Origin of the sequence: Bacillus sp. JJ634 (assembly GCF_036962285.1) — a bacterium.
GTDB lineage: Bacteria > Bacillota > Bacilli > Bacillales > DSM-1321 > Peribacillus > Peribacillus asahii_A.
Genome location: NZ_JBALMU010000147.1, coordinates 3,175 through 17,271, shown reverse-complemented (window position 1 = coordinate 17,271; position 14,097 = coordinate 3,175). Strand labels below are relative to the sequence as shown.

Annotated in this window: 9 protein-coding genes; 8 read left to right on the top strand and 1 reads right to left on the bottom strand. The window is 35.4% G+C overall.

What is annotated here, in order from left to right:
* Positions 1–187: 187 nt before the first annotated feature.
* The 4 genes from V7068_RS19310 (at position 188) to V7068_RS19295 (ending at position 4,871) form a co-directional block, all read left to right on the top strand.
* Complete coding sequence (locus V7068_RS19310; RefSeq protein WP_499714136.1) at positions 188–1,732, top strand: spore germination protein; 1,545 nt, start codon at positions 188–190, stop codon at positions 1,730–1,732.
* Between the two features lie 7 nt (positions 1,733–1,739).
* Entirely contained in the window at positions 1,740–2,849 is a 1,110-nt protein-coding gene (locus V7068_RS19305; RefSeq protein ID WP_499714135.1) for a GerAB/ArcD/ProY family transporter, read from the top strand.
* Positions 2,824–4,080: a Ger(x)C family spore germination protein gene (locus V7068_RS19300; protein WP_499714134.1), complete on the top strand. Its 1,257-nt coding sequence runs from the start codon at positions 2,824–2,826 to the stop codon at positions 4,078–4,080. The genes V7068_RS19305 and V7068_RS19300 overlap by 26 nt, the downstream gene beginning before the upstream one ends.
* A gap of 419 nt (positions 4,081–4,499) precedes the next feature.
* A complete protein-coding gene (locus tag V7068_RS19295) occupies positions 4,500–4,871 on the top strand; it encodes a hypothetical protein (RefSeq protein ID WP_499714133.1) in 372 nt (123 codons plus the stop codon).
* A 586-nt stretch (positions 4,872–5,457) separates the two neighbouring features.
* On the opposite strand, the gene V7068_RS19290 is transcribed toward V7068_RS19295, so the two are convergent.
* Positions 5,458–6,165 carry a DNA alkylation repair protein gene (locus tag V7068_RS19290; RefSeq protein ID WP_499714132.1) on the bottom strand — a complete coding sequence of 236 codons (708 nt, stop codon included), beginning with the start codon at positions 6,163–6,165 and terminating at the stop codon, positions 5,458–5,460.
* A 651-nt stretch (positions 6,166–6,816) separates the two neighbouring features.
* On the opposite strand from V7068_RS19290, the gene V7068_RS19285 reads away from it, so the two are divergent.
* The 4 genes from V7068_RS19285 to V7068_RS19270 are packed head-to-tail and all read left to right on the top strand — an operon-like array spanning position 6,817 to position 13,750.
* Positions 6,817–9,708 (top strand): dynamin family protein, encoded by a 2,892-nt coding sequence (locus V7068_RS19285; protein WP_499714131.1) that lies wholly within the window; start codon positions 6,817–6,819, stop codon positions 9,706–9,708.
* A gap of 13 nt (positions 9,709–9,721) precedes the next feature.
* Positions 9,722–11,680: a dynamin family protein gene (locus tag V7068_RS19280; RefSeq protein ID WP_499714130.1), complete on the top strand. Its 1,959-nt coding sequence runs from the start codon at positions 9,722–9,724 to the stop codon at positions 11,678–11,680.
* A complete protein-coding gene (locus tag V7068_RS19275) occupies positions 11,655–13,424 on the top strand; it encodes a dynamin family protein (RefSeq protein WP_499714129.1) in 1,770 nt (589 codons plus the stop codon). The genes V7068_RS19280 and V7068_RS19275 overlap by 26 nt, the downstream gene beginning before the upstream one ends.
* A gap of 11 nt (positions 13,425–13,435) precedes the next feature.
* Entirely contained in the window at positions 13,436–13,750 is a 315-nt protein-coding gene (locus tag V7068_RS19270) for a hypothetical protein (RefSeq protein WP_499714128.1), read from the top strand.
* Positions 13,751–14,097: the final 347 nt, after the last annotated feature.

Here is a 14,097-nt window from a genome sequence, read left to right as displayed (position 1 = left end):
CAATAGCTCCATCCAGTAAAGATTTTTTCCTTGAATAGTTATTTTGACTGTTGGACATATTTTGTAACTCCATTAAATCTAATCATAATAATAAAGATACTGAATTTTTTAAAATATAGCATATTCCTTCTTTTCATACATAAAAAAAACTCCACTTAGAAAACTAGTAAAAAACTGGTGGTGGTTCATGATGAAAAAACAGAGCTTAAAGTCACTTTTCAAGAAATCCAATACCGAACCACATTTTAATGAACAATCTAATCTACAGGATATTGAATTAAAAAAACAAAAAATAAGCAGTAATTTTAATCAAAACTTAGAGACATTTAAAGCTTTGTATAGTGTTCCTAAAAATATCGATGTCAAGGTACGGGAGATTACAATTGGTTCACTTAATCGCCGGGCTTTTATTATGTATTTAAGTACGATGACGAAAGTTGATTATATTCAAAAAGGAATAGTTGAAGACCTAATTGAAAATACGGATTCCCATAAGTACATCCCCGATATCGTTTCACATTCTGTCCTTCAAACGGTTGAGATTATAGAAGATATACTTTTAGGCATTAACTCTGGATCGGCAGCCCTTTTTGTAGAAGGAGAAACTCAATGCTATTTATTTGAAACAACAGAAATTAAAAGTCGGGGAATTCAATCATCACAAAATGAAGTCATTGTAAAAGGGGCAAAAGAAGCTTTTACTGAAAAACTCATCGATAATATTTCCTTAATCCGTAAAAAGATTAAAAATGAAAATCTGATTGTGGAGTCAAAGATTATTTCAAAACGATCGAGAAATGATGTATTTCTTGTTTATGAAAAAGATCTAGTAAACGAAGAACTTCTTCAAACCATTAAAGATAAATTAGCTTCATTGGACGTTGATACGATTGTTGACTTAAGTATATTAGAGCAATATATAGAGGAAAGACCTAGGTCATTATTCCCGACTATTTTATATACAGAACGTCCTGACCGGGCAGCCTCTTTCATTCAAGAAGGTCACATTATTTTGTTAATGGAAAATTCACCAAGCTCCTTGATTCTGCCTGCAACCTTTTGGGCATTGTTCCATTCACCGGAAGATCATTACTTGCGTACACCGTATGGGAATTTTATTAGGATTTTACGGATTATCGCACTATTTATCTCTATTTTTACTTCTTCTTTTTATCTTGCGGTTACAAACTTTCATGTTGGGATGATTCCCCCTGATTTGTTAATGGCGATTGCAGGAACAAGGGAGAGAGTGCCTTTGCCATCCTTAATTGAAATTTTAATGATGGAAATGGCATTTGAACTTATTCGCGAAGCTGGATTGCGTGTGCCATCCCCGATTGGTCCAACAATTGGAATTGTCGGTGCACTAATCTTAGGTCAGGCAGCTGTTCAGGCGAATATCATAAGTCCGATTGTCATCATCGTCATCGCCTTAAGCGGCTTAAGCTCCTTTATTATCATTGATATAAGCATGAATTTCGCCATTCGCATGACCCGTTTTTTATTTATTTTTTCAGCTGGCTTTATTGGTATATATGGAGTGGCGGCTTTATTCATTGCCGGACTGTTTTATTTAGTTTCATTAAAATCATTCGGCACACCGTACTTTGCACCTATGACACCGCATTTCTTCTCGTCAAAGGACTTAATCGTACGTCATGTTCCGATCAAAGAAAGGTTTCGCCCTGGATATTTAAAACTAAAAGATACGGTCAAACAAGGAAAGGAATAAACATCATATGAAACAGCAAGCGGGCAAACTAGGTATTCGTGAATATGTATCCATCGTTATTTTAATGGTTGGCACAAAAGCAACTGAAAGCACGCCGACCACGCTGTACAGCCATCTACAAAACGCAGCCTGGATGATTCCTATCCTATCAGGAGCTATCTTTTCTATCCCTCTCTTCTTATTATTAAAAACGTTATCCGTGTTTCAGGGTAAAAATCTATTTGACGTGATTCGACAATTGCTTGGAAAATATATTGGTTTTTTTGTTTGTCTGCTCATATTTATTATTAATTCACTCGCCATGTCTGCCGATTCGAGAGAATATACGGATATCATTAGATCTTTTTATTTTAAAACGACACCAAATTTAATTATCTATGCCCTCTTAATGTTTATTTGTGCGTATGGCGCTAAAAAAGGAATCCAGCATATTGGATCGGTTGCCTATCTTATCATTTTTCTTGTCACATTTTCCTTTTATCTTGTCTTATTATTAAGTACTCAAGGTAGCAATCTAGAGTCAATATTTCCTATATGGGGATCTGGAAAACTTGAAATTTTAAAAGAAAGCTCCCATGGCTTAACCCTTTTTGCAAGTTTTTTTATATTAACCATGGTCATCCCGTACATAACATCTTATAAAGATTTTCGGAAAGGCACTTGGTTTTCTTTCATTTACATCATCATCATCCTTAGTGCAGCTATGTTCATCTTTATATGTCTATTTGATATGACCTTACAAGGAATGGCTTATCCATTTCATACGACCATTCGTTATATTTCATTTGGGAACTTTCTTGGGAATATTGAAACCTTATTTTTCCCAATCTGGCTGTTGTCAGCTTTTATTCGTTTTGCGGCCTTTTTATATATAAATTCACTCATGTTTGGCCATTTATTTAAAATTAAAGACTTTGAATTCTTGATTCCATCACTCGCAACCATTTATTTATTGATTGGCATGATTCCAGAAACAGCTATCGATGTTTCTTTAGGATTCAAAGCCCCAGTTCAATATATGGTTGGTCCAACGTTTACGGCTATATGTATTCTTTTATGGTTAGTGGCACTGTTCAAAGGGGAATTTAAACATGAAAAAAACAAAAACAGTATGTAAGGTATTGTTGTTTTTAGCGATTGTCTGCGTATTAACGGGCTGTTGGGATCGTGCTGAATTAGAAAGCAAAGCCTATGTCATCGGGCTAGGACTTGATCAGTCAAAACATGAGGGAAAAATCAAAGTCACGATGTTAATTGCCAACCCTGAAGTCGGAAGCATGCAAGGGGGGGGAGGTTCAACGGAAAAGCCAAGAGAAATCATTACGTTTGATGCCAATGATTTCATTACAGCAAAAGGTACGGCTAACTCGATCATATCTCGTGATATTAGTTATGAATTATTAAAAGTTACAGTTGTTTCCGAACAATTTGCAAAAGACCCTCTTTTTTTACCTACGTTATACGATGCTTTACAAGATAAAGAAATTCGTATGGATAGTTATTTAGCGGTAAGTAAAGAGAAGGCAGATAAGTATTTTCTGGAAAATCGCCCCAAAATGGAAACACGGCCTCATAAGTACTTTCAATTCATGATTGAGCATGGAATTGACAATGGTTTGGTTCCAGATTCCACTCTCTTTCGTTTTTTTAAGACGACAGAAGGAGAAACAGATCTTCCTTTAGTGATGTACACAACAGCTAAAAGCCAAAAGAACCCTCCTGTTAGAGGAGAAGATGAATACATAGCAGGGCAATTGAATGCATCTGGTGAGCTTGATGATACACAATTTATCGGATCGGCCGTGTTCAAGAATGGGGTCATGATTGATACACTAACTGGGCAAGAGACGCGCACTGCCAATATCCTTGATGATACAACAAACATCGAAGATATATTAGTTAATTTTTCCGATCCTTTTTCAGATCAACCTCAACAAATTGCAGCTAGAATACTCAAAACGAAAAACAATACAGTCAAAATGGACGTAAAGGGTGCAAAGCCAAAGATTATGCTCACCGTGCCTTTACAGTTTGAAATCCTGTCAAATCCATCAATGGTCAACTATTCAAAAAGTACAAAGAACCGACAAATCTTAAAAGAACATATTGCTAATCATGTGAACACGATGTTTCAAAAGTTTTTCGAAAAATCACAAACCGAATTAAAAGGTGTCCCGTACCCTTTATCATTGTCTGCCCGAAAATATTTTGGAACGATTGAAGAATATAAAAAATTTAATTGGTCAAAATCTTATCTTGAAGCAGACATTATAGTCAAAACTGATGTTGAAATTGTGGACTTTGGTAAACAAGTGAAAAGACCTAAAAAAGGGGGGGGATTAAACTGAATATAGTTGCCATCCTTATTCTGCTGAGCATAACTGTTTATACTGTTGGGTTTGGCGTTACGATGTGGAAGGATAGACAAAAAATCAGTGCCCTGGCTGTCTTTTTCCTTACCCTTGCCCTTATCATACTTCCGTTTTTTTCGATTTTTAAACAATGAATACGTTTCAATAATGCCATTTTAAAGAGGGATACTAAAGTACATGTAGCTTTATCCTGATTAATTGCTCCCTTCGATTGCTAAACAATTACGGCAATTTGTTTCCCTTGGTCAATGTCCTCAATTTGTATGTGTGGATGTTATCAAGGAACTCGCTTCAAACAGAAATTGAGTATTGCATAATTAAGAAGGTAGTGGTAGAAACTATTTTTGTTTTATAAATAATATTGATTTTTAGAGTGATTAGAAAAGGAGAATAAAATGAAGCGTGGAGACTTCTACCGACATCTCAATGGTGAAGAATATTATTTTTGCTGTATAGCCTTGCCAATTAATGAGACAACATTACATTTAACAAGTAATCAAAAGGCATGTGATGCTCATACACCAACTGGTGAAGAGATTCAAATGATTGATTTGTATCATGCTAATGGGGTGACGTTTATAAATCGAGATGAACCACATGTCATTTATCAGTCTGAAAAAGACTATGATACAAACAAGGTTTGGGCTAGAAAGGTAGACAACTTTTTTGGCTATAAAATAAAAGAATTGGGACAAATGGAAAAACGGTTTACACATATCTTTACAACTAATCACAGTTACCCATCAGGATGCGAGAGAAAAGATTAAAAGTGTCCAAGAGGGAGCGAGGTATTTAGACCGAAAATCCCTATATTATTATTATAGGCAATATCAGTAAAGGCATTAAGAGATTTATTAAATAAAATAGAATTATAATATACTGTAGGCTGGAGGAATAACTCTGGCCTGTTCTATAAAAGAGAAAGTCAATTTCTTTGTATGAATACTCAAAGAAATTGACTTTTTATACTGTAATGTGCTTAGTGTACAGCGACCTGATTAACTCTAATTATTTAATATGATAAATACCTTCCTCATCAGTTGTATATACAGAGTTAATACCATCTTTCGTACCCACCTGAATAGTCACTGTACCCTGTAAAGAAAATATACACTTAAAAGCCGAGGATTCCCTAACGTAGGAAAAAACGTTTTAATATTTACGATAGATGATAGATATAGAGGTCATAATATTCTATCTGTGAATTTAAGGGACTAGGAAGAAAATTTAAAAATGAAGTGAGCAGGGAGGAAACAGATGAAGAAAAAGCCAAAATACGCAAATAGTGCATAAAAACGTGCGTATTTGAGGCTCTTTATTTAGTATTCCTTATTGTGTTTAGATGAATATATGCTAACATCTTACATGTTTGCGTTTGAAACCAAGTTGCTCTTTATCTATAGCCTTTTGAATATTTTCAGAGGCAAGCAGGATACTGCTTTTTTTATTTTCCCGCTTGATTTCGACTGGACCTACTGCCTTTGCGGTTTCAACCGCCTTATCATGGAGTGGCAAATATGAAATCCCCACTGTGTAAATAAAATTATTCATAGCCGATTTCGTTCGATCTGGTGAATTGTGAATCTTATTTTCCACCTGATCAAGCATACTGGCAATTTTGCTTGCACTAAATTCACTGTCGGGACGATTACCCAAAAGCCAGCAGTAACAGCTCCAGCCTGCCGACATTCTAAGTTCTTCACCGCTTGCGATCCATTTATCAGCAACGACTTGCGCAAAATGGGTTTCTGCCAAAGTTACTGCAACCACAAAATCGGACAGCATATAAAAATAAGCCGCATCCATCCAACGTTCAAAATCAACCTCAGTCATGGTCATTGGGTCCGCAATGATGCCGGCAAAATACATAGCATCGTAGTTCCTGGTAGAGTAAAGCTGCTCAGCTAAATTCTGATTTTTCTTGATTTTCTTTGCGAGCGGCTTCATTGCGCCTGTAGCTACGCCAAAAAGCGGTTCATGTGCACCGTTGCTTATGTACGTCTTTTTGGTTCGTTCCTTACCGAGCGCCTCCAGTTCCTGCATAACCGTTTCCAAATCCATCGTTTTCCACCCCCTTCCTTAATAATCATACCTACTTATATTGTAACTATCTCTCTTATATTTTTTATCAAGCAATGTGTTATTCAACCTTAAATAAGCGTAAACTCTTAAAATCATAAAACATACCTTTGTAAAAAATATTGCTTAATAAAGAACGTATATTCGCAATTGTATCACGTATTTTATGTGTATAGAACGACTATATGAAATATCTTGCTCTTTTATCTAAGTGTATTAGATTAAATGTAAGTATACCAAGTTAGCCCTAAATAACTTAAACTTCGGAACAATCAAACAAGGTTGCTCGGAAGTTTGAGTAGCTAATCATCAAATCCCGACCATTACAGGCGGGGATTATTTGACGTTTGCGTTTATAAATTATGAGGATAAGTAGTTAGGTTGGGTGTTAAATGACAAAACAAATAAAAAGTGAATCTTTTATCCTTTTTTTCGCCTTTTTTCGACAACTTTTTTATGAATTTTATGGCATTGTAGGTTAAAATACTTAGTTTTAAAGTTTAAGGAATTTTTCTTTGAAGTACATGGTATGTCCAAGTGAATAAGTATGATGAAGATATAAAGTTGTTCTTTGATAACTGAGCAGAGGTGAAGGTGTAATAGATGGATATACAGCAGAATCGGAGGATTAATATGAGTTTAGAGGGAGTGTTGCTAAAACTTCAGCAGCTTTTTGTAAAAGAGACATCGTTTCATTCGCATGCGATTCGAATAGCTAACTATCGTGAGCGGTTATTAGACCCGATTCGCCTATTGATTATGGGGCAATTTAGCTCAGGAAAATCGTCTCTCATTAATACGCTGCTGCGACAAAATATACTTCCCACAGGTGCAGTACCGACAACTGCTGTTGCAACTTATATGCGCTACTCGGAGGAAGATTACATAGAAATTGTTTATCAAAATGGTGAGGTAGAGCGTACATCACTAATTTTTTTACATAAGACGACATCTGAACGGCATGAGCAAGGAAAGCAATTACGATCAAACATTGAACGGATAAATCTATATTTATGCAATGATTTTTTGCGTGATCTTGTGTTAATCGATACGCCAGGGTTGAATTCACCAAACGCTGCACATAACGAACAGGCATTAAATGCATATGATGAAGCAGATGATGGTTTATGGATATTTAAATATAATTCAGTTGGTCGAGCTTCAGAAATCAACATGCTTAAAACTTTACAAAACAAAGGATTACATCCGCTTGGCGTGATTAACATGATTGATGAGGCAGAAGTCGATGATGTGACGCCCTACTTAACGTATGAATTTCAAAAGCTAGAAGGAAGAGTACGAGAGATTGTTGGTGTTTCTGCAATAGAGGCACAGGAGGCAATGGAAACAGATGATGATGATCTTTTTAGAATAAGTGGTTTTCCAAAATTACTAACAGAAATAGAAGACATTAAAAAAGATGATACGAGAAAGCAACAACGCTTTCAAGATTCCTTTTTAATTTATTGGAAGAAGCTAATCGAAGATGTAGAGTCATTGCTGCAATCAACGCCGTATATCAAATCAGTAGAGAAGCTTCAACAGTTTTCAAGTGATGTTAAAGAAGAAAATGCTGTTTTAAATAACGAGTGGGAATCGAGGGAAGAGTTGTTACTCAATGAGCATAACACTTTGCAAGATAAAATAAATGCCCGCTATTCAATGAAACAATGGATTGCAACAGATGTTCATCAAGCACTAAGGGGAAAATATGAGGAGTTCAAACAGTGGGAAGCGACGCTACAATTATATGAGAGATTAAGAACAGAAAATCAAAACTTCGCAAAAGAGGTAAGTGAGTTTGAACAATTTTTTCAAACAGAAATTGGAGCAGGAAAAAACTTCTCCGCACCAAGGAATTTATATAGGATTGCACGCGAAAGAAAAAGAGCATTAAAGATAACATTTAATCAATTAAAAAAGGAAATTAAAGAAATTAATCATAAGCTTAATGTAATGGAAAAGCAACGTGATGAGCTAATGCCAAACATTATAGCTTATTTTGAGCAACAAGTTGCTTCTTTAAAGCAACAATTAGATACATTATCCAGCGAGCAAGCGAAGCAGCAAGAAGAAAACAAAAAATCAGTGATTACAGCAACGAAAATTGTATCACAGTGGAAATATTTAAAAAATATACGAGAACAATTATTACAAATTCAGCAATATATTTCGGAGGCAAAACTGACAGATTCATTAAGTTCACCATATTTGCACGAAGTAGAGCTAGAAAGTACAGAAAATGCCATAATGCAATTAAATACTTCCATGTACAAAATGAGGTTGCAAATAAAAGATTTAGACTGTACGTCTATAGAAATAGGTATACCGGAACAATTACCGTCACCTGCAACACTCCCTTCACAGCTATTGTATAGCTTCAAACCTGTTTTATTCGTAGTAGCGGTTGCATCTGTATTATATTTAGGTGTGGTGTTTAAAGATGATGTAAAGTATATGGTGGATGAAGTGGTAACTGCTACTTCTCAAGTGTCAGATGACTATTTTTCAGATGATACAAGTGACGAATATGAAAATTCAGAGCAATCTGAAGACTCCACTCCATATGAACAAACATTTATCGAATATAGTATTGGTACTATCTATGATAATGGCTATGAAACTCCTGTTTATAATCGTGCAAGTGAGAATGGTGAAATCATTGCTTATTTAGATGATTTGGAATATGAGGTGAGTCATTTAACTGAAAATGGTTGGATGAAGGTTGGAGAAGACGCATGGGTTGCTTATCATAATGAAATGGACTTTTATCAGCATGAGCTTGAATCTGCTTTAAGTACTAGTAATGGCAGTATTCGAACAGAACAAGTGGCAGCTGATTTTATACCGGTTTTTGAAAGTGACTCACGTGATAGTGCGGTAATTGGTTTTTTAGAAGATGAATCTGACGTTGCTATTTTCGAAATGCCGAATAGTAAATGGGCAAACATAGGAAATAACGCTTGGATTGAAGCGGATAAATATTTACATATCGATTGGACGTTTACTCCAGTGGCTGAGGGGGAGCCAATTGGAGAAATCGAAGTGCTTGCAAATGCATTAAATGTCCGTCAGTCTGACAAAAAAGAGTCTAACTTAATAGGGCAGGTTTCTAAGGGTGACACTTTATATGTTTATGACACTTCACAGTCCAATGGTTGGTATTCTCTCGGCGAATATGGATGGGTGAGTAACGATGACAATTATGTTTCTTATACAAGCTACGAAGATGAAATGATGGACTATGAAGAAGGTAGCTACGAAGATGAAATGATGGACTATGAAGAAGATAGCTATGAAGAAGACAACTATGAAGAAGATAATTCATCAGAAACACCAATTGGTTATATCGAGGTTCTATCTGATATTCCTTTATATGATTACTCGGATAATATAACTGGAGAATTACCTTCGGGGACAATTACAGACGTATATGAGTATTCTGAATACGATAACAGTTATCGTATTAATGAAACGGATTGGTTATATATGGATGAGGGATCAGTCGTATTTTATAGCTATTAAAGGAGAATAATAGATGTCAAATTTACAACTTTATGAGCAAACAAAAAATCAATTTTTACAATACTTGCAGCAAGCAGAAAAGCTAGCACTACGGATAGATAATAAAAAAATTGCCGAGGATTTAAAAATCACGTATTTAACTTTAAGTCGTGAGCAATTTGAGGTAATGGTTGTTGGTGAATTTTCAAATGGTAAATCTACGTTTTTAAATGCACTATTACGTGAGGAATTACTACCATCCTCTAATGTACCGACAACCGCACTTATTAATAAAATTCATTATCGCCATGAACCAAGTTATGCCGTTCATTTTGATAATGGAAAGTTACAAAAGCTAACAAAAGAAGAGTTTCTAGAATATGTCGCAGAGGACAAGCAGCAAGTAGATGGAAAAGCTTTTGCTTTTATTCAAAAAATTAAAGACCACTTTGGTAAAGCAACCCATTTAGAGATTGGTTATCCTACAGCATTATGTGAGAATAATATCGTCTTAATTGATAGTCCAGGTACAAATGATATGGATGAGCGTCGTGTGATGATTACAGATGAGTATATTCCAAGAAGTGATGCTGCAATATTTTTGCTTAATGCGACGCAAATTTTTACCGATAGTGAAAAGGCCTTTTTACAGCGTATTTTAGATGCAGATATTAAAAAAATATTTTTTGTTATTAACTTTAAGGATAAGATTAAATCTTCCGAGGAGTTTGCTGAGATAGAGCAAGTTGTTCGAAAAAATCTTCCTGCAGGAATTGAGGATCCAAAAATTCATTTCATTTCAGCCCTGCATGCCTTAAATCATTTTAAACGTGAAAAGGGAATCGAGGTACCTGTTCCAGTAAGTCGCCGGGCAGCCCGGAAGCAAGAGAAGCCTTTGTCTATTGAAGAAACAGGAATGCTAGAATTTGAGAATCATTTAATGAACTTTTTAACAGTTGAGAGTGGAACCGAAAAATTGCGAAAACCTGCTGAGCGAGGTATTCGATTACTCGAGCAGTTATTAGAAGACAATATTATATTTGAACAAAATACATTAAATCATTCAATTCATAATATAGAAGAGCATGTACTAAATATTGAGCGTCAGCTTCAAATAGTGGAAAATGATTTACAAAAGTCATCCAATCGTATTGCTCAAAGACTACAAAGTGAGTCTGACAGTATTGTTCGCTGGTATACCAAAGAGTTAAACGCAGTATCAGATGTTGCCGAAAACGTGATGAATGAGGGAACTGAATTAGGGAATGATCCGGAAAATATCAAGAGCGACATTGATTTAGCTACTGGTAAGTTGGAGAAAAATGTTACGCAACAGTTAGAGACTCGAATTCAACAGATGATAAATGATGTAATGTCTGATGAAAGTGATTATTTAGAAGAACAGATAGGGAATTTAACAAAGGATGTGCTCAATTTATCTAGTAATCATGCACAGTGGGGAGAACGCATTTATCGTCGTGAAGAAAAAACATATGATGCTGTAGGAGGAGCAAGTGTCGGTTTAGGTCTAGTTGGGTTAGCGACAGTTGTATTTACAGGAGGAATTGCTGGTTGGGGAATGCTCGGTGCTGGTGTAGCAGGTGCTTCAGCTTCTGCTATTTTATCTCGTGAAAGTGATCAGTCGATGTATGGACGTTTAAAGGTTCAAGTGAAAGAACGCTATAAAAGCACAATTTCAAAACGAACTAAGGAATTAACTAAAGCCTTAAAATCAATGTCAGAAAAGCTAAAAGAACAGTATAATGACACGATTGTCAATAAAATTGAACAAGAGCGTAAAAAGGCTAAAATGCTTCTGGATAATCAAAATTTAGAAGCTGAAGTACAGCAACAAAAAATAGAAAAGCTGAAACAGCTACAAATGATATGTGAATCATTAATAGGGCATATCGAAAAAACATTTACTAATTATATTGAGCAATCCAATGTAAACGAGGTGCAGCAGCTTGAACCAGTTACAGCCAAACAATAATTTTCTTCAGGATATCACTTATCATGTGGAGCTATCGTATGAATATGATTTTATAAAAATAGCTCAGAAATTCGAAATATTATTAGAAGATATTGAACAAGATACTTATACATTTGTAGTTGTAGGTGAATTTAGTACAGGAAAATCGTCTTTCTTAAATGCGTTAATTGAACAAGACATTTTACCAACAGGGGTTACTCCGACAACAGCGACGATTAATATTGTTAAATATGGGGAGGAAGATCGGATAACCATAAACAAGTTCGACGGAACAAAATTATTTAATACGGACACAGATGTATTAAAAGACTTTATTGCAATGAAAATAGAGCAGGCCGAAGAGATTGATACGATTGAAATCGAACGTCCTATTGCTTTTCTTAAACCGAAAATTGTACTCGTTGATACACCTGGCTTAAATGACGTTAATGCGCTGCGCTCAGATATAACATATCAATACATTCCACGAGCCGATGTGGTGTTTTACTTATTGGATTGTCGAAGACCTTTGCGTAGTACTGAGTACGAATTTATTTCAGAAACATTGTTAGCTCAAGGATTAAATCGTATTATTTTTGTTGCTAATTTTGCAGATGAAGTAGACGAAGATGAACTAGATGGGATTGTTACGAGAATTGAACGCCAGATAAAGGAAGGGACATCGTTATCTGAGGCAGAAGTCATTCCCTTTTCTGCATTAGAAGCCATTGATGCTATCGAGGAGCAGGATGAAGAATTATATCACTTGTCTGGCATGCCGAAAGTAAAGGAGCGCATCGATTTTTTACGCAAGGCAGGATCTCGTCAGCAAGAAAAGCAGCAGCGATTTGAACAGCGTTTTTCATTCCTGCGTGAAGAGTTATTTCAAGCATTGGAACAAAAAAAAGGACTATTAATGCAATCGACAGATGAATTACGGTTACAAATGCAGCAGCTTTCGAAATGGCAAGCAGAACAAACAGCATTTTTAGAGCAGCTACGTGACTATACTGAGGAACGCGTCAACGAATTTAAGCAAATGGCAGCAAAGTCAATTGATACTTTTTTTAACGAAGTTGAAGAAGAATTAATCGATCGTATTGAGTTATATCAAGGCCAGCAAGTGCAAGTCTTTTTCGAAAAAGAAATACCAAATGTATTGAAGCGCAAAATGAAGCTATGGATTGAGAGGTATAATCCACATATTCATGAATTGATTGGGAAGCTAGAAACTGCGTTGATAGAGATTTTAGCGGAAACTTTTGAATCTCGTGTCACTATTAAACAGTTACGTGTGAACCATCAAGTGAGTAATGTCGGTCAGGTTGAATTATCAGTTGGCAAGCAACACGATCCGTTACTGACTTCTGGTTTAATAGTAGGTGGGGCAAGTACGTTATTTTTAGTTTTAGGCGGTCCTATACTGTTACCGATTTTAGGAATGGTTGGTCTTCCATATTTACAACGGAAAATGCAAAAAGACCAATTGGAAAAACTAAAACCACAAATGAAGGCAGATTTAACAGTACAGTTGCAGCAAATACAGTTTGATTTTACAGATGAAGTACAAATTTATATTGACAAAAGTTGTCAGCGGATTTTAGAGCAGTGTGTCTTAATGTTTAAGGATCGCATTATGGAACAGGAGCAAATTGTGCAACAACAACTTCAATCGCGCGAAACAAATACGGAGCAAAATAAAACTGTAATCGATAGGATAGATACATTATTACAGAACCGTTATTTATTAGCTGAACCAAAATAGGGGGTAAGAAGATGTTTATTTATGATCAAATGAATAATGAAGGAATGTTACAGCAACCATCGCATGATAGTGCAGACCAACAATTTGACCAATATGTAGATCATACTTATGATGCCAACTTTGTAATCAATGGTTATGAGGGCGGTTATTCAGACGGTTCCTTTGGAAATGATCCATTAATTCATTCCAAGTCTTATCAATGTCCGAAATTTGTGAATGTTCATTATGTAGATAGCTATATGCGCCAAGATGGAACAGTTGTAAATGGCCATTGGCGTTCAAATCCGGACCATGCCACATGGAATAATTTGAATGCTAATAAATAATGTTCAACATTGATGAATGGTAGGTGGCAGAAGAAAACATTTTTCTTATAAAATCTATACTAAATGTCTTTTGTAGTCATTTAATTAGTATTTTTAGCAATTGTTTTTAAAAAGTCTTGTTTCCCACAACGTATTTTTATTACTCGTAGTCAAATATTTTAATAGAAGTAAAACTTCTTTATAAATACTGCTATAGAGATGGTACGGAGATATGTTCAAATGACAGACAATGACATTCATCAACAACATAACAAATTTAGCTCTATCAATAACTTGTGATTGGGTATGAGCAGATACAGGAATTTATCTTGTATCTGCTTAGTGATAATAAAGACCTTTAATTTCAT